This is a genomic window from Microcoleus sp. Z1_A1 (genome assembly GCF_036700305.1).
Classification (GTDB): domain Bacteria; phylum Cyanobacteriota; class Cyanobacteriia; order Cyanobacteriales; family Microcoleaceae; genus Microcoleus.
Window position 1 is genome coordinate 32,504 of sequence record NZ_JAUBOR010000037.1, and the last position, 17,602, is coordinate 50,105.

9 protein-coding genes are annotated in these 17,602 nt (G+C 50.0%); 1 reads left to right on the top strand and 8 read right to left on the bottom strand.

Annotation, left to right across the window (positions count from 1 at the left end):
• Positions 1–204: 204 nt before the first annotated feature.
• The 7 genes from QT973_RS21065 to QT973_RS21095 form a co-directional block, all read right to left on the bottom strand.
• The gene (locus tag QT973_RS21065) at positions 205–5,541 is read right to left on the bottom strand and encodes a response regulator (RefSeq protein WP_333210857.1); all 5,337 of its coding nucleotides are present in this window, start codon (positions 5,539–5,541) and stop codon (positions 205–207) included.
• Positions 5,542–5,592: 51 nt separating this feature from the next.
• Positions 5,593–6,495, bottom strand: a complete 903-nt coding sequence (locus QT973_RS21070; RefSeq protein ID WP_333056447.1) for an HNH endonuclease — start codon at positions 6,493–6,495, stop codon at positions 5,593–5,595.
• Positions 6,496–6,552: 57 nt separating this feature from the next.
• Positions 6,553–9,648 (bottom strand): methyl-accepting chemotaxis protein, encoded by a 3,096-nt coding sequence (locus tag QT973_RS21075; RefSeq protein WP_333056448.1) that lies wholly within the window; start codon positions 9,646–9,648, stop codon positions 6,553–6,555.
• 147 nt (positions 9,649–9,795) lie between these two features.
• Positions 9,796–10,329, bottom strand: a complete 534-nt coding sequence (locus QT973_RS21080; protein ID WP_039887356.1) for a chemotaxis protein CheW — start codon at positions 10,327–10,329, stop codon at positions 9,796–9,798.
• A 699-nt stretch (positions 10,330–11,028) separates the two neighbouring features.
• Positions 11,029–12,267, bottom strand: coding sequence for a response regulator (locus QT973_RS21085; protein WP_333056449.1), 1,239 nt, complete (start codon positions 12,265–12,267; stop codon positions 11,029–11,031).
• Positions 12,268–12,625: 358 nt separating this feature from the next.
• Positions 12,626–13,450: an RNA-guided endonuclease TnpB family protein gene (locus QT973_RS21090; protein WP_333056450.1), complete on the bottom strand. Its 825-nt coding sequence runs from the start codon at positions 13,448–13,450 to the stop codon at positions 12,626–12,628.
• A gap of 139 nt (positions 13,451–13,589) precedes the next feature.
• Positions 13,590–13,880, bottom strand: a complete 291-nt coding sequence (locus tag QT973_RS21095) for a helix-turn-helix domain-containing protein (protein ID WP_333056451.1) — start codon at positions 13,878–13,880, stop codon at positions 13,590–13,592.
• A 723-nt stretch (positions 13,881–14,603) separates the two neighbouring features.
• On the opposite strand from QT973_RS21095, the gene hmpF reads away from it, so the two are divergent.
• Positions 14,604–16,349 (top strand): pilus motility taxis protein HmpF, encoded by a 1,746-nt coding sequence (hmpF, locus tag QT973_RS21100; protein WP_333246760.1) that lies wholly within the window; start codon positions 14,604–14,606, stop codon positions 16,347–16,349.
• On the opposite strand, the gene tilS is transcribed toward hmpF, so the two are convergent.
• Positions 16,346–17,491: a tRNA lysidine(34) synthetase TilS gene (gene tilS / locus QT973_RS21105; protein WP_333392106.1), complete on the bottom strand. Its 1,146-nt coding sequence runs from the start codon at positions 17,489–17,491 to the stop codon at positions 16,346–16,348. The genes hmpF and tilS overlap by 4 nt on opposite strands.
• Positions 17,492–17,602: the final 111 nt, after the last annotated feature.

Genomic DNA, 17,602 nt, shown 5'->3' on the forward strand with positions numbered 1-17,602 from the left:
TTTTCATCTGCGGTCAATCAACTCCCTTTTTCAACCGCAGATAAACGCAGATAAATTATATCAAATTCGTACTTCCTCAGAATCATCCCTCTCTCTATTCTCTTTCTCTGCGTTCTCTGTGTCCTCTGCGGTTTAATCAATCCAATTTCATCTGCGGTTAACAAATTCCCATTTTTCAACCGCAGACAAACGCAGATAAACACATTACACACCAACCGGAGCACCAACAACCTCACCTTTCAACATCCGAGAAGCAGCATCAAGCAATTGCTCCTCCAAATAAGGCTTAGTGAAATAGCCTTTCGCGCCCAAACTGTAAGCCATTTGGCGGTGTCTGTCAGCACCGCGAGAAGTTAGCATCGCGATCGGCAATTCACACAAAACCGCATCTTTCTGCATCCGAGAAAGTAGTTCCAAACCATCCATTCTCGGCATTTCAATATCGCAGAAAACGATATCGCAAGGCAGACCAGATTTCATCTTTTCCCAAGCTTCCTTACCGTCGCGAGCTTCTTCCACACGATAGCCAGACTTCTCAAAAGTAATCGACAAGAGCGATCGCACCGTAATCGAGTCATCCACAATCAGCACAGTCGGCTCAGTCTTCTCGATTTCCGCCTCCTTAGTAGCCTTCTCGCCCTCATCCCAAAGCGTACCGCCAGTGTCCTTCCGCAGCCTTCCCGTAGCCAAATCGATCAGCTCCAGAACGTCCGCAATCGCCACGATCCGACCGTCCCCGAGCACCGTGGCCCCAGCAATCCCGATCGGCTTCGGCACCGGCCCCTCCAACGGCTTGATCACAATTTCCTGTTCTGTGGAAACCTGATCCACCTGCACCGCCAAGAAATTGCCAGCAGAGCGCAGCACAATCACCGAAATCATGTCATCGTCAGTATTAAACCCGTAAACACTGCCCCGGCCCAAATGGCGGCTGTAAGCCAGCAGATCCCGCAGCGGCCGGAACGGCAAGCTTTGACCCCGCCACTCAATGCAAGGCAAACCGTCCGCCCCCGTCGTCACCTGATCGCGAGGCACATCGATCATATCTTCGACCCCATCCATCGGGAAAGCAATGCGAGCTCGATCGCTAATGCAAGTCAGAGCCTTAGAAATACTCAACACGAGAGGTAAACGGATGGTAAACACAGTCCCTTTGCCGATCGTTGAATCGATCGACACAGTGCCCCGAATCTCCTGCAGCGAAGTCTGCACCACATTCATACCGACCCCCCGGCCGGCATACTCCGTCGCCTGTTCCTGAGTGCTGAAACCGGGCATAAACAGCAAATCGTAAACTTCCGAGCGAGACATCCTCTGAGCCTGAGCCGCCGTCAGCATACCTTGCTTAATCGCCTTCGCCTTCACCCTTTGCGGATCAATTCCCGCCCCGTCGTCAGAAACCGAAACCACCGTTTGGTTCCCTTGGTGGAAAGCGCGAATCGTAATCCTGCCGACTGCAGGCTTCCCAGCCGCCAGACGCACCTCCGGCGCTTCGATCCCGTGAGTAATCGCATTGTTCACCAAATGAGTCATCGGGTCATATAGCTGATCCACAATCATCTTGTCGATCAAAATCTCCTTACCCTCAACCTGCAACTGAGCCTGCTTCCCGCACTTAATCGCGATTTCCCGCACCGCCCGGAACAGCCTGTCCGTCGTCTCCGCAAACGGCTTCATCCGGGCGCGAGTCAAACCTTCTTGCAGTTGAGTCGTAACTTGCCGCAGTTGGCGAGTCACCTGATCCGCCTCATCCACCAAAAACTCAATGTCCGCAGCCGACTCCCGCACCCGCACGATCAGCTCAATAATCTCTTGAGCCAAACTGTGGAAAGGAGTAAACCTGTCCATTTCCTCTGGTCTCCAGGCACTTTCCCTCGTGTGGGCCGAATCCTCAGAGCGCCAGGCCGATCGGTGTCCCTGCCGGTTTGCCAGCAAAGCAATCTCCAAAAGACTCCGCTCGTAGAAATCCTGAGTCCGCTGGCTCACATCGCTCAGCAGCGTTACCTGGTGCAGCAAATTGTCCAAAAACTGGCGCATCCGTTCTTGGTCTTGCTCCAAACTGTTGCGGTTCACCACCAGTTCCCCCATCAAATTGCTGAGGTTATCCAGTTGCTTGACCGGCACCCGCATCGTCTGGTCGCCGAACCCGCCCGCGCGGGCATTCCGCCTGGGTCTGTTGATCGCCGACGGCCCCATATTGCCTTCCCCCTGTGAGCGGCCGCTGTCCTTGGGATCTTCGAGCAGTTTTTCCAAATCGCCAAATTCGTCGTCGCTCTCATCGGCAGCGGTGCGCGCGGCTTTACTAGCAGTTGTCGCCGGTAGCCCGTGAATTTCCGGCATAGTTGCGCTCTCGCTGAGGAGTTCTTCAAGATCCGAGAAAACTTCTGTATTTACCGGACTCTGATTTGTACTCGCAGAAGCTGCTATGACAGCTCCCGCACCGCCTGCAATTAACAGTGCTTCTAAATCGTCAAAATTGCCTTCAGAATCATCCTCATCGCCTGATTCGCCATCGCCAAAAAAGTCTGCCAGCGACCCCTCATCTAACTCCGAGGCATCGGCCTGGGCTGACTCGTCCTCAGCGTCCCAAAAGCCCGTCGTCAGTTCCGAAGTCACCAAAACCTCAGCATCGATCGAATCCAACAAATCATCAAAACCCTCCAACTCTGCGTTGTTGAGAGTAGCGCCGGTTTCCATCGCCGAGAGCAAGTCAGCATCGCCATCAAACATACCATCGAGAGATTCAGCAGGCAGCGGCTCTAAATCCACACTCGAAAAATCAGTTTCCAGGGCATCAAACAAATCATCTTCGCCCTCATACTCCCCGGCGACATCTGTTTCGGCTCGATCGAACAAATCAGCACTCACCCCGCCTGCCAAACCATCGGGCAGTTCGGCCGACAATTCTTCCTCATCATGAGCCGCGCCCTCATCTGGCGCCACTACAGCATCGGGCTGCTGCACCAGCCCTTCCCCAAACATATCCTCCAAGAAATCGAAAGCTGCGCCCTCATCAGATTCGAGATTTGAAATTTCCGACTCAGGACGATCGTCGGACAAAGCCCCAAGTTCAACCTCTGCCGAATTTGCCAAGCCTTGGTCGGAAACCGCCGCACCATTGTTATTATTGTCGAACAAACTCCCCAAGTCGCCCTCATCAACTCCCAAATCCGCACTCAGCAATTCTGAATCCCCATCCTTGGGCCAACCCCCACGGGCTTGCCCCGAAGCTTCTCCCTCATACTCCGTACCCGTAGGTACAGAACCGAAAAGCTCAGCCAAATCGGCAGCTTCTCGGGAAGTAGCCACTCCTTGCCGATCCCGCACAGTCTGTTCATCCTCAGAAATCGCGTCCGAGGTCATATCCCCAAACAGCGCATCCAAATCCGTATCGTCCCCTTCCAGGTTGAGCGATTGCACAGACTCGTCTTCCAGGCCGAAAGCATCTTCTAGCCAGTTTTCATCTGCTGAGATATCTAAATCAGAATTTGATGTCATGTTAAGAACGTTGCCCATTTCCTCATTTTGTGCGGTGCCTGCAGCTTGAGCTCGATCGCCCCCGTTCTCCCCACCTTCGTCTTCTGAAGAAAGGAAATTAGAAGTAATCCCCAACAACTCGCTCAAATCCGAATCCTCGCCCAGCTCAGAGAACAACTCGAAATCATCCATTTCAGGCTCTTCAAGCGCTTCGGCATTCGCTGAATCATTATTGTCCCCCCCGGCTGCCGGCTGCTTCGATTCTCCGTCTAAAGCCTCCGACTTCAGGGAATACTCCGAAGAGACTGCCTGCCCACCTGTTGCCTCAGATAAGCCTAAATCGCCGAACAAGTTCTCGAAATCAGCATTGTCCTCCGTACCACCAGCAGAAGTTTGGGCCGCCACTTCGTCCAACAGCGTACCGAGAGCATCTTCGTCAGCTTGTCCCCTCGCTGGGGCCACCGTGTCGGATCGCCGCTCCAAACCGCCCCTACCGTTACCCGTTTTAACCTGGTTGCGGGTTAACCGCTGGCTCGAACCCGCATTTTTCCGATCGGCAGCTACTGTCGAGCCCTCTGCCTCTTCTCCAAACAGCAAATCCTCCCCAAACAAACTCGTCAGGTCATCAATCGGAGGCGTCCTATTCGTTTCGGAACTTTCCGCATCGTATTCGTCAAACAACAAATCAGTAAAATCGCCGGAATTGTCATCATCGTCTAACCCCAGCATTCGGGCCGCCGATATCCCAGAAGAGTGTGCATAGTCGAGGTCTTCTTCTTCTTCCCAAGCGCCGTCGAGATCCGGGGACTCGCCGTCAAACAAGTCAGCTAAAGTGTTGAGTTCTGCCGCGCCCACTTCCGGGCCGCTGCGGGTCGAGCCTCTAAAAGCACCCGTCTCTATATCCGATTCTGCGAAGGCGGAATCTTCGTCGAACTGGGACGATCGAATGCCATTGTCATCGTTGCTGTCGCCGCTATCGAGTTGGTCGAACAGCTCGTCTATACTCAGCCCAGAAATAGTCGGCAGCAACTTGTTCAATCCATCCTGGGCATCGCCCGAACCCACCAGATCCCAGGCCTCATCCTCAACAGAAACCACATTTTTCCCGGATTTACTCGTCGGTTGAGCGAAGGCCAGCAAATCTTCAAAATCTGTTTCTGGAACCAGAACAGCCGGCTGCAGCGACAGAAGTTTTGCGCTTGGGGCGATCGACGATTCTAGACCAGAAATTACCAGTTCTTGCGCTTGTTTGATGTCTTTGATCACCGTTGGGGCTAAGGTACGGTAGGTATTGTCTGGGTTGGCGATCGCCTTGGATACAGCTTGGATCAATTCTATCCAGCAGGGCAGTTCAAATTCTTCCCCCGCCCTGAGCAAGTTCCGACAAATGTTCTTAAGTTGCCGCCTGCTTTCTGGCCCCTCCGGCTGTTTAAACTCTTGCAGGAGTTCCCGCATCCTCGCCGGCACGTCCGAGTCAAATACTAGCTGCAGCGCGCTGTCTTCTGTTGTTCTGGCATCAGGTGCGTAAACTGACCGCGAATCTGGAAAACTCTTTGATGAGGCAAAGGCCCCGACTCCCACCCCCGCCATAACTGGTTCGGGTACTGACATCGCGTAGCTCTCGTCTGCATGGTGTTCTCCGTGTCCAACGAGTCCCCCCAAGTGCCCATTAAGTTCTTCAAATACTGGTTCTAATTCTCGAACCATCTGTTCTCCCAATTCTTCTGTCAGTCCAAAAGGCCCCGACAGTTGCTCTAACAGCCCTTGCAATGTGTCAAAAATTCGCAGAAACAGGGACTCTAGCTGTTGGTCTACTTTAACGCTGCACTCTTTTAATACTTTAAAACTATCTTCTAGTCGGTGAGCTGTTTGCTGAATGCTCGTCAGCCCCAGCATTGCTGCTCCTCCTTTGACAGAGTGAGCGGCCCTAAATACTTCGTTGACCAGTTCGGGGTCTTCGATCGTGGTTTGCAGATTCAGCAACCCTTGTTCGATCGTATTGAGGTGGTCTTTTGCCTCCTCAATAAAGTAGCCCATTATCCTCTGTTGTTGCTCCGGCAGCATAGTTTTATTCCTGATTTTAAGCGTTATTGTATTGGGTCTATGTTAGTAGTTCTAGAGAAGGTCTCTGTATATCTCGCCCCTTGCCAAGAGAATAATCTGACTGCGAGATATCGCAAATGTCCTGGCTATTTTTGTTTTCGATATGCCCTCACTTAAAAGATAGCGAATCTCGCGCACCTGTTCGGGTTGGAGTTTGCGGTGGATAGATATCTTGCCGGGAACGAAAGGAAAGCGGTTTTTTTCTATAGCATCGCGGGAGTTATCGGCGGGGGTTCCTTCCCACAAATGGTCAGGATTGACACAACCGCGATCGTCGCAACTGTGACACGCAAAATAACCGGGTTTAACAGGCCTTCCCAGTTTGTGTTCCAGTACAAGTCTGTGAGCGTAGAAACTTTTTGTTTTGCCATTAATTTTAGTACCCTTAATGGCGTAACCATCACTTCTTTTAACCAAGGTACAAATCATGCAGCCGTTCGGCTGTATTTCAGCGCGAATGCCTGGAATTACTTCTATGCCTCGCACTTGTTTTTGAGGTTTCGGCGCAGATGTACTTCCTACATCTTTAATTCGTCCTTTCTTAAACCTATCTTGAGAATTTTCCAGTCTAGAACCTTCCCATAAATGGTTTGGATTAATGCAGTTGCGGACATCACAAGTGTGGCAAGCAAAGTATTCCGGTCTAATCGGACGACCTAAGATATTTTCTAATACTAAACGGTGGACAGTAAACGTTTTCCATTCACCGTTAATGCGAAGTCTTTTGTTTGCATAGCCACTCCTAGATTTGGTTAGGGTAGAGATAATACAGCCCGTCGGCTGAACTTCACCAAAGATGCCCGGTATTACCTCTACTATGTTATCGTCCATCTGTGCAACTCCTACTTCCTTTAGGTGTTGAATTGGCATCCCCGCAGGGGTTTCAAGACTGCGAGGTTGCTTTTTGTATGCCATTATTGCCACACTAACGTGCTTGTAAATCAGCCCGCAAAAAAAGCATGAGACAATTGATTATTGTCTTTCTGCTGTTTCTACTCGGAATCTTTCCACCGATGTCAAAAGGTCGCGAGCAACGCCCACCAAATTTTGCAAAGCACCCGAAACTCGCTGCGCTTCTTGGGACGTTTCCTGAGCGGTCAGCTCGACAGCTTGCATCACACTGGCGACCGCGCGAGCTGTTTCGTTTTGCTCTACAGTGTCGGCAGTAATCGATCGCACTAGCACGTCAATTCGATTAGTAACTTGAATGATATCTTCAAGCGATCGCTTCGCCTGTTCTGCCAATCTTGTCCCCTCAATAACCTGCTGCGTCCCTTCTTCCATCGCCGTCATTACCGCGCCGGTTTCGCTTTGAATTTGCATCACGATCTGTTCGATTTCTTTCAAAGACTTAGCCGATCGGTCTGCCAATTGTCGCACCTCATCTGCCACGATCGCAAAACCCCTGCCCGCTTCCCCAGCTCTCGCCGCCTCAATACTGGCGTTGAGGGCCAACAAATTCGTCCGGGAGGCGATCGTCGCAATTAAAGCCACAATCTTAGAAATTTCTTGAGAAGCTTCCGCCAACCTCTTGACTTTTCTCGTGGTTTCTGCTACTGTTTCGCGAATTTCCAAAATCCCGGCCACCGTCCGCTCCACAGCCTCGCCCCCTTTCAGAGCCGTTGCCGCCGCGCCCCGGGCCACTTCTTCCGCCTCTCTAGCGCTCTCTGCGACCCGCTGAATCGCATCGGTGAGGACTTGCACCGAATTCAGCGTTGCCGCCAGTTCCTCAGCTTGCCGCAGCGCGTCTGAAGACAAATCGCCCGCAAACTTGGCACTATCTGTCGCGCCTTTGCTGACCTCCCGAGCCGCCTGCTTCACCTGATGGACAATTTCGCGCAGATTTTGAATTGTCAAGTTAAACGAGTCAGCAACAGCACCCAAAACGTCTGCGGTCACTTCTGCCGTCACCGTCAAGTCACCCCGGGCCGCTCCTTCCACGTCGTCTAGCAAGCGAATCACTTGGCGCTGCAAGTCTTCTTTTGCCTGTTCCTGCTCGTCAGACTTGCGCCTAGTATCGCTAATCGTGGTTTGGATGACCTTCGCCATGTGGTTGAATTTAGCAGCCATTTTGCCAAATTCATCTTCCGAGTAAACCGTAGCGCGAGCATCCAAAGTTCCTTGAGATACGGCATCGAACTGAGCTTGCAAATTGTCCGACGACTTGCGTACCTGCTTGGCGATCAACTGGCCGATGCCCCAAGAAGTTAAAAAGCTGGTAAAGCCTGCGGCTGCAGTCATTACCCAGCCTGTTTGGCGCAGGTAAACGATCGCCTCCGGTTTGTCTTGCCGCAGAGCTTGATAGGAGGCAATGTTGGTGACGAAAGCCACAGCTACCAGAGAAACAAGTCCCGCCCCGATTGCCGTGTACAACTGTTTTGTAAACAAAGGGGCATTTTCCAAGAAAGCCAGTCCCCCCTGTTCTACTGTTACCGAAGTATCGAGCGCTTCTGTTTCTGTGGGAGAAAAAGTCGACACAGACGTATCAGCCGGGCCGCTTATGCTAAATATTTCGTCATCCCGAATTGCTGAGCCATCGCTGTTGTCAAAGTCCAGGCTGCTCCCAGTCGTTCCCATCATGCCGCTGGTCGAGTTGCCGAAATTGGTGTTACCTCTAGTCAAGATCGAACTGGTGGCATCTTCTGAGATATCAAAGTCCGGCAAATTGCCCAAATCGTCAAATTCGTCAAATTCGTCTAAAAAGTCGCTGTGTTCTTGAGCGTTCCCAGTTTTTGACGACCAGGCGCTGTTGTTCTTGTCGGAAGCCCCGAAAGCTGTTGCTTGTTCGTTTTCGTCGAAAGAGAAAGAATCGCTAAAAGCGTCGTCTTCAAAAGCATCTAACTCGAAGTTGTCTCTAGAGCTAAATGCCGGGGGTTCCGAGTCGCTGTAACCGTTGCTGTTGGAGGAGGCTGGATCGACTGAATTAAATTGTCCCCGGCTCGACCTTTGACTTTGAGAGTTGGGGACAGCACCTCCCATCAACAGCGTTTCGTCTTCCGCCAGCGAATAGTTTGACGAGTAGTCCGACCCGTTATTCGACTGTTTGTTTTGAGGTCTAGAAGACCCGAAACCCGACGAGGGCATCGCCTCGGCAAAGGGGTCTTCATCTTCGACCCCAGGTGTGTTATGACCGTAATTTTGGCCAATCTGGGGCGGGGATTGGTAGTCGTAGTCGGAGTTATTGTCGAATTCGTCTGGCAAATCGAGCGCACCAAAAGGTTCGCCAAAATTGTCCGAGGGCCCGATGGGGGAGTCTAGTTGGTTCGAGTCGAAGGAATTCCCGCTTTCTGAAGAGGCAAAACTTTGACCGTTGAGCATCTGAGTCGGAGCTTCGGAAAACGAATCTCCTGAGTAAGGTGCGCTTGAACCAGAAACTTTGCTGCTAGACAAGTCAGCACCATCAAACCCTCCATCATCTAAGGCAAAAGGGTCTCCAAAGTCCGAGTCGGCAAACTCGTCTATGCCGTCTAGCGAGCCGGAGTTCTCAGCATAAGCTGCCATTCCGCCGCTGTCGCCACCAAAGGGGTTAGAATGTGAGGCTAAATCTGGGACTGAGCCTGCGCCATCGTCGTCTTCTGGTTCCCATCCCAAGCCACTCATGCCTAAGTCGGCCAAGTCCTCGTTTTCCATGTCGTCTGGGGATTGACTTCTATAGGAAAGGGATGGGGAATTTCCTTGGAAAAGTCCCAAATCCGGGTCTTCTAACCCTTCATCAAGAGATAAGTCTGGATAGAATTCTAATTCAGTTTCAGCAGACAAAGCCTCGAAATTTTCCGTTTCTAGTTCTCCAGATAAAAATTGGTCTGTGTAGGTAATTCCGCTGTGAGCGTGTTCTACCAAACTCTGGTCATCACTCAGACCTAGCACAACCGTGTACTGTTCCCGCGCCACCTCATACTGTTGCAGTCCGTAGCAGTAAATGTGTCCGCACAGCAGGCGAGCGCTGGGGTCTTCGGGAAAATCTTCTACTAATTGATAAACTAGGGCTGCGGCTTCTGAATAATTGCCATCCATGTAGGCCGCTTCTGCCCGTTGGTAGTCCTGCTGAAAGTTGGTACTTGTTGCCATTTGCCGCCCTCTTTGGATTTTAGATTTTAGATTTGAGATTTTTGATTTTTATCTTGAATTGAATGTTTAGATGCGCGCCTCACGTCGTGTGACTGTTTATGATTAGACCTCAATCGAAAATCGCAAATCGCAAATCTAAAATCGATTTCACGCTGCCCACCGCGCCGAGCGCAGAATTTTCACTTGATCTAGCAGTCGGAGCACTTTCTGAGCTGGTGCACCTAACATCCATTCTCCCCTCAGAAATGGAATCATGCCGTCTGGTGCATTGTTCTGAGAGTGCAGTTGCTCTACGTCGAGCCAGTCCATCCCCACAATTCGATCGACTGCCAGCCCCAAAATCGTGTCTTGGTCTTCCACAGCCACGATCGGGATTTCGGGTCTATCTGTGTTCAGAGGTGTTTGGTCTCCCAGAAATTGGCCGAGGTCTGCCACCCAAATCACTCGTCCTCTCATATTTAGCGTACCTAAAAGCAAAGAGGAAACGTTGGGGATCGGTGTCATGCGGTCTGGGGACGGGGATAGTACCTCTCTAATCCCTGTCGCTGGCAGAGCGAACTCGTTCCCCGAAGGAACGTAGAACCGCAGGTGCAGCTCTCCTTCGGGAGTTTCTAGTTCTTGGAATTCCGGAGCCGGATCTACGCCTAGTCCTGGTAATATAAAGTCTGGGCTACCGCTAATCATAATTCTGACACCTGCATTTCTAGCAAAATTGTTGAGGTTTCCCGCCAAGAAGAAGCCGATCGAAACTTCGATGGTCGAAACTTGACACAGCCAAGCTTGACACAGCCAAGGGGTGAATGGCGCTACTGCCGGAGATCCTTGGCAATAAATTTTCTCCGTCAATAATTGACTGCCCTCAATAAATGCGCGCGACCAATGCTTACAAATTAGCTCAAATAGAGTACGAACAATTAATTTGAAACCCCTAAAGCTTCACTTTGTAATCCCACCGCCGTCTCAATTGGTAAAACTCTGGGTAATTTCTGCGATGAATGCTAAACCGATACTGGGATTAGCGAGGAGTTGTTGACATGGCTGATGTCCCGACAATCATGAACGGAGTCAGTTAAGACTGAGAATTGGACTCTCTGGCTTTGTACAGAAATACCTAGCAATAAGTAGCTCTGTACATCAGTTTTTCGGAGCGGCTGCAAGTGGAGAACAAGTATATTATATTTGCACTTTGAGCGTGTTAGACCCACTTGGGTCTAGAAATTGAACAGAGTTTTACCGACGCCCTTATGCCAGCGCGCGGATTTATACATTCTAGTTTATGGTGCGATCGCCAATAGTACGTCCAGCTTTCTCTTTGTGGTGGCCGAGACTCGATCTAACCGCAGGTACAAAAAAGCTCCCATCATGCCATGGGGGCGAAACTTATTTTTCTTCTAATTGGTCTTCTAGCGATCGGTCTAATAATCTTTCCGAGAGATTGACCCGAGGGTAGCCTGGGCCCACATATTTTTCTACCAGCATCAATAACTCGCTTTCACCAAAAGGTTTAGTGTAAAAGTCTGTAGCTCCGGCCATGCGGGCTTTAACGCGATCGATAAATCCGTCGATGCCCGTCAACATCACGATCGGCGTCTGCCGGAAAGCGCTAGAACTACGCAGCATAGCGCAAATTTCGTAGCCGTCGAGTTCCGGCATGGCGATGTCACACAGAATTAAATCGGGTTTGAGTGGAAACACCAAACTCAGGGCTTGGAGGGGATTGCCGATCGTAGTAGCTTCGTAACCGTGTTCATTTAAAATTGACTCGACTGTTTTGCGAATAGTATTGTCGTCGTCAATACAGACAACTCTGGGAACTTTGGTTTCTGGGGACGACCATTCTTTTTTGTTGTTGGTGGGGGCTACAGAGGGTTCGTAAAATACTTGCACCAATCCCTGCTGCACAAAGGGGTAAATCGCCTTAGCGACAGTGAGCACGTCTCGGTTGAGGTAGCGCGCCATTTGGCGGATCGAAGTGTGCCCGTCGGCCCAGCGTCTGAGAGTATTAAAGGTGTTGACAGGCAGCGCGACTCGCAGCTCGGAGGGATCTGAAATCACCGGGCATTGGTTGGGCGACTGAATGTGAGGGTGAAACTGCTTCCACTGCTGCACCTGTTTGACAATCTTGGCCAGGAGCGAACTAATTTCTAAGCTGGTCAGTTGAGGAGCCAAAGCTGGGCCCATTTCAAAAGTGAAGGAACCCTGGTGGAGACTGAGCAAGTCAAATAGGGTTTCGTGGATCATGCTCTGGATGATGTTGCGGCCTTGAGCTGGGGTGAGGATGTGGTTTTCTAGCAGGGCCCAGAGGTAGCCGTATTCTGGGGCATTGGTAGATGCCATATAGGGAACTTGGATTTTGTCGAGGGCGGTATCTGCTTTGTAGCGGCGCAGGTAGTCGCGCAAGCGAAACAAACTGCCCGCACTCTGGGTAGCGTAAATAATCTGACCGTTGAAGCAGAAGACATACCAGGATTGTCCTGCAAGGGAGCGCGAGGTAGGTTGAGTACCCGTGCCGCTGCCGGTGGAGGTGTAGGCCTCTACGAACAGTTCTCCGGTTCGCTGGCCTAACTCAATCAATTGCAGGATGCTGCGGATGTCTATTTCACTCAAATTTCCCTGCATGCAGCTAAAATGTCCTCCTTAAAACCGTTGGCGTCTGAGATCGGAAAGACTGTGTGCTGGCGAAAACATTGACTTTAGTTTCCGTCAATAATTTACGCGCTGATGCCGATCTCACAATTGGGAATTGACGAAAGGGCGATACTTGCTGCCGGGTCTCGGCCGCGCTACCAGTCCACAAGCTGAAACCGCGCAACTCGCGGCATTCTCTAAGTGTAGAGTTTCACCTTGTATTCCGTTACATAAGACCTACTCACATCTACTCATGACTAGACAAGTCTACTCAGTAGTATTGTAAAGCTTACTTCCTGTTTCATCCTGGCGGTGTCGAAACTCACCAGTCCACAGGCACGATCCCCGCCTAACTGACGGTTTTTGACAAATTAATTGCCGCGTTTAAGTCACGGTCAATCACCAATCCGCAATAGGAGCATTCAAACACTCTCTCGCTCAAGGAAAGTGTTTCTTTTTTTGTTCCACAGTTAGAACAGGTTTTACTGGACGGGAACCAACGGTCAGCAATTACCAACTTTGAACCGTACAACTCGCATTTGTAGGTTAACGGGCGGCGAAACTCAAAGAATCCCAGAGCGGCAACAGACGCAGCCAACTTATGATTAGCCATCATTCCGCTTACATTCAAATCCTCTATGACCATTAAACCGTGATTTTGGGCAAGTAATGTCGTCAAGTTATGTAACGTATTTTTACGTGTGTTAGCTATTTTTTTATGCAGTCTCGCTATCTTGACTTGCGCTTTTTGACCGTTGCTTGAACCGATCATTTTAGGGCGGTTTAGCCCTTGCCTTCTTGACCTTTTGGCTGCATATTTTGGGTAGGATTTTGCCCCAGCAATTACTTCACCTGTTGAGAGAGTAGCTAATGCTTTAATGCCGAGGTCAACTCTGAAAATGCTTGTATTGCCTGATTCCTGCTGTTGGGCGTCAAACCGCCAACTGATAAACCACCTGTCGGGTTGACGGGATATCGTGCAAGACTTGGTTAATACTTGTGGCAATCTTTCATAAGTTTTCAAAATGCCAATAACAGGAAATTGAATTTTATTGTCACCCAAGATTTTAACTGCGCTTTTTAACGTGAAAGAGTCACGCCGCCCTTGATTCTTAAATATCGGCACTCCCCGAGTTTTGTTAAAACACCGTTTCCCTGCTTCGCGCAATGCCATTCATGCTTGCTGCGGTGTAGACTTGCTGCATTCATATAGCAATCCTAAATGATTCGTGTAATTCTTGTAGGGGCTCTCCCCACGCCCGGTTGCCCCAACTTGGCTGGGGTAGGCAGGGGGAGTAGGGGTAGCACTACCCCTACATATTTTTACAAATGATGCGAGGATTGCTATAGTACCAAGGATTTTTTGATTTCACTATAGCTACTAAGAGTTTGTGCAAGTCAGTAGCTGTGGGAAGTTTGAGCTTTTCACTCTCGTTGGTTTTATTGTGGTGAAGTATATTTGGGGTCAACCACAATCCCCAATTCAACGCATGACGCGCTACTCCACAATGCTGGGCTAACAATGTGCGAGTAAGTTGATTATTCAGTTTCAATTCGGTTTTGAAGCCTAACAGCATTTTTACCTCTCTATCGCTTTGAATCACGCTATATACTGCTTCAATCCCTACTCATTTCAGAAGGAATGAGTAGATGTGAGTAGGATTTTGGTTACAGTTTCTCACCCTCAGTGCCGATCGACCTTTTTGCTCGCCCCCCGCGAGCGTCATCGGCTCGCGTCATTACCCTATTCTAAGGCAGCGCGGTTCAAATCCCTAGTCCGCCGAAGGATGGCGTCCGCTTGGGGGTAGCGATGGCTTTTCTGACGATCGAGCCGCAACTAAAGCCTGGTACAATCAATAGAAAGTTTTTGACGGACTGACCTTTTTCAGCTTTAGCCTATGGCAGTCTTCGCAGTGAGAGCTAGTCTTTAATCAAGTGGCATTGGTACTGCTGTCTCATTCCTCCAGACAACTGGTGACGCCCGTAATTTCTGGAAGTTCTCCCGTGAGAACGTGCTATGCGTTAGTGCTGAAGAAAAGTTAGAAAAAATGCTATCCCCCGATTGGGCAAACAATACCAAGAAGTAAGACTTAATTGGCAAAAAGCGATCCTTACTTGCCTACACTTGTTTACTTTAGGTAAGTTGACTAAAAATCACAGGCAGTGTTATCTTTAGTCAAGAACCTTTGGCTTAAGGGGGATAGCCTACTTATGTTGGAATTAGCCGTCTACCCAACAGCGTAGGAAGTAAACACCACTTATCTTTTAGGCCTTTAAGTAACTTAAAGTAAGTTGGGATAGGTTTTACGAAGCAGAGGACTATTAGTGTGCTGTATCTAGCGGAAGTACAAAAACAGAGAAGCGGCTTTGGTCTCGGTGGCGGTAAGGCTGAACTGAAACTGCTAGCTTGTCAGCGGGGCGAACATAACTGGAGCGCCGTACCAGGTGATGACGCGATCCCAGTTGAGGAAGCTAATAAGTTTAACGACGGCACGCTGGTGCTGGTTGAGTTGAGCGCTAGCAAGCAAGTGCAGCGGATTCAGGAGGCTGCCCGCCAGTTGGTGAGCATTCTGCAAAATTTCTCGCGATTGCAGGACAAGTTTAAGGATAAGGAAGAGGAAATTGAACAGTGGAAGGCTTCTCTGACGTTTTCGAGTCAGGAACTCAATCGCCGGGAAATGGAAATGCAAGCCCGCGAAGAGCAGTTGGCTCAAATGGAAGAGGAGTTGGAGCGGCTGGAGGCTCAGCGCTCGGAAATTGAAAATACTCGAGATGAAGCTAACCGACTGCGAGAAGAAGTCGATCGCAGTCGCGTGGAAATTGAGACGGCTTGGGAACAGTTGCGGGGCGAGCAGCAACGGGTGGCCCAGCAGCAGTCTGAGGTTCGGCAGGGGCCAGTAGTTGATGAGCAGCTGACCCAGAGGATTCAGGAGTTGATGCAGAAGCTGGGAGGGGCAATTGCTTCGGCCCAAGGGGTGCGGGAACAAATGAATCAGTCTCTTGGTGCCGTGGGCGCTCAACAGGCAATTCTGGATCAGCACTGGCAGCAGTTGGAGCAAAAACAGAGCATAGCTCAACAGCAACAAGAAGAGGTCGATCGACAAAATCAGAGCCTCCAAAACCGCTGGCAAGAGTGGTACCAATCTCAAGATACTTTGGCCGGGGCTAGGGCGGAGCTTAAAGGACAGCAAAGTACCCTCAGCGCTAAGCAGGCTCAGGCTCAGTCGGTGTCTTTGCAGGTGCGGGCTGTTGAGGAGCTTTACCAGCAAGTTTCCAGGCTCGCATCTGCTTCGGGTGCTGCGGGTACGGAGCAGAAAGTAGATGTGTCAGCTTTGGAGAAGATGCCTGTTGATGAGTTACAAGGGCTGGTGCAACACCTGCAACAGGATTTGGAAAAGGTGTTCCGGTTTGTTAACGATCAAGAGGAGGAGTTGACTCTGCAGCGGGAGACAATCGAGGAGCTGCAAGAGAAAATTCAAGCTGCTTCCGAGTACGATCGCATGGCTTTGGAAAATGAAATGGCAGATGAGCTCGAAAGTTATCAGATGTTAAACGAAACTCTGGTGGGACAGCGCCTCCGGTTGCAGGAACGAGAAGATGTTTTAAAGCAGCATCAGGCGGTGCTGTGGCGGCGGCTGGGTACTGCTAATGCTTCCAAACAAGAGCGAGGAGATATTGATTTGGGGCCAATTGTCGCACAGCTCAATACTCAGCGACAGCAGCAAAGCCAAGAATTGCAAAGACTGGAAAACGAAATTCAGCAAGTGCAGGAAGCAATATCCCAAATTGAGGCAAATGTCAACCGCCAAAATGGGGAAAGTGAGGCGAAACGCTACGAACTCAAGCAGTTAGAGCAGAATTTGTTCAACCAGAAAGGTGCAGTGGCGCAACTCTGGGGCAGGGTGAATGTTTATCAAGAAATGTTGCAGCCGGTGCAGGACAATTTGAATGCGCTACGCCAAAAGCTCGAAGCGGTGGCGGGGGAACTCGATCGGGTGCAGGAGACGGGAGACGAGCAAAATCGGGTAGTTTCTGAGTTGCGGCAAGTCCTTTCGAGTTTGCTCTCAGCTTAAAATTTAATATGTAAAATTATCGAAGGGTGTTCGACTCGACCGATCGCTCCTCCAGGAAATGGATCGGTTTGCGATCGGTTGGGCGCTACGATTAAGCTGGTTAGTTTTTCTACGCTTTCAAAACTGGGCGCCGAGGGCAATATTTGTTGCAGTAGTTGCCGCATTGCCCGTCGCTGCAAGGCAAGGGGTGCTTCCCGCAAAATCGGGCGATTTAACTTGACGGGAAGTTGAAAATTCACCTGCATATTGTCTGCAATTGGAGACATTGCTCGCTGTAGCAAGTCGCTGGCTGCAAGTTCGAGATATTCTACGTCGGCGCGCAGGAGTTCGGCTGTTTGAGCTAGGGCTTGTTGGGCTTTTGGGTTGAAATGAGTTTCCAAATAAGGCAATAATTCCGATCGAATCCGGTTGCGACTATATTGCAAGTCTTGATTTGTGGAATCTTCCCAAATTGGTAGTTTTTGCTCTTGACAAAATTGACCTGTTTGCGATCGAGTTATTTCGAGCAAGGGACGAACTAAATAGATTTTAGATTTGAGATTTTGGATTTTCGATTGGAAATTTTCACTTGAATTCTCCAATCTAAAATCGGCAGATATTTGGGAGTTGGGATTTTCGCCGGAATTCCGCAATCTAAAGTCTAAAATCGGCAATCCAAAATCGGCGAGGGGCCGTTTCCAGGTGAGGGCAGAAAGTCCATCGGCACCACTGCCGCGAATCAGGTTGTAGAGGAGTGTTTCGGCGCGATCGCTAGCTGTATGGCCTGTAACAATGTAGGGGTAGTTGTGGGCGATCGCAATTTCGGTTAAAGCTTGATATCGCCACTGTCTGGCCGCTGCTTCTGTTTTCGGGATGTCCCAGGCTGTTTCCAAATAGTAGGATATTCCCCAGTTTTTAGCTAATTGTTCTACATGATTAGCCGAGGCTTCCGAGTCAGAACGCCAACGGTGATCGCAGTGAACAATCGCTAGATTCCACCCCCATTTTGGCTGCAAATCTAGCAGTAATTTAATTAAACACAGAGAATCTTGTCCGCCCGATACTGCTACTAGCAATCGCTGATTTGATGGCAATATTTGTCGGTACAGCAGCGTCTTGTGCACTTGAGCGTGGATGTGCGTCCAATTGGAAGATTCAGCCATGAGAGCAGTTTTTTATTAAGCAAAAATCAGGAAGTTAGGATCGCGAATTAAATAACTTACAATTTTAATTGTTATTGTGGGATGGGCGTCCCGCCCGTCCTTTTTGGACGG

Excerpts from the sequence above, each read along its gene's own strand:
- QT973_RS21065 (WP_333210857.1), bottom strand. The coding sequence starts at position 5,541 with ATGCTGCCGGAGCAACAACAGAGGATAATGGGCTACTTTATTGAGGAG.
- QT973_RS21070 (WP_333056447.1), bottom strand. The coding sequence starts at position 6,495 with ATGGCATACAAAAAGCAACCTCGCAGTCTTGAAACCCCTGCGGGGATG.
- QT973_RS21075 (WP_333056448.1), bottom strand. The coding sequence starts at position 9,648 with ATGGCAACAAGTACCAACTTTCAGCAGGACTACCAACGGGCAGAAGCG.
- QT973_RS21085 (WP_333056449.1), bottom strand. The coding sequence starts at position 12,267 with ATGCAGGGAAATTTGAGTGAAATAGACATCCGCAGCATCCTGCAATTG.
- QT973_RS21090 (WP_333056450.1), bottom strand. The coding sequence starts at position 13,450 with ATGGCATTGCGCGAAGCAGGGAAACGGTGTTTTAACAAAACTCGGGGA.
- tilS (WP_333392106.1), bottom strand. The coding sequence starts at position 17,491 with ATGGCTGAATCTTCCAATTGGACGCACATCCACGCTCAAGTGCACAAG.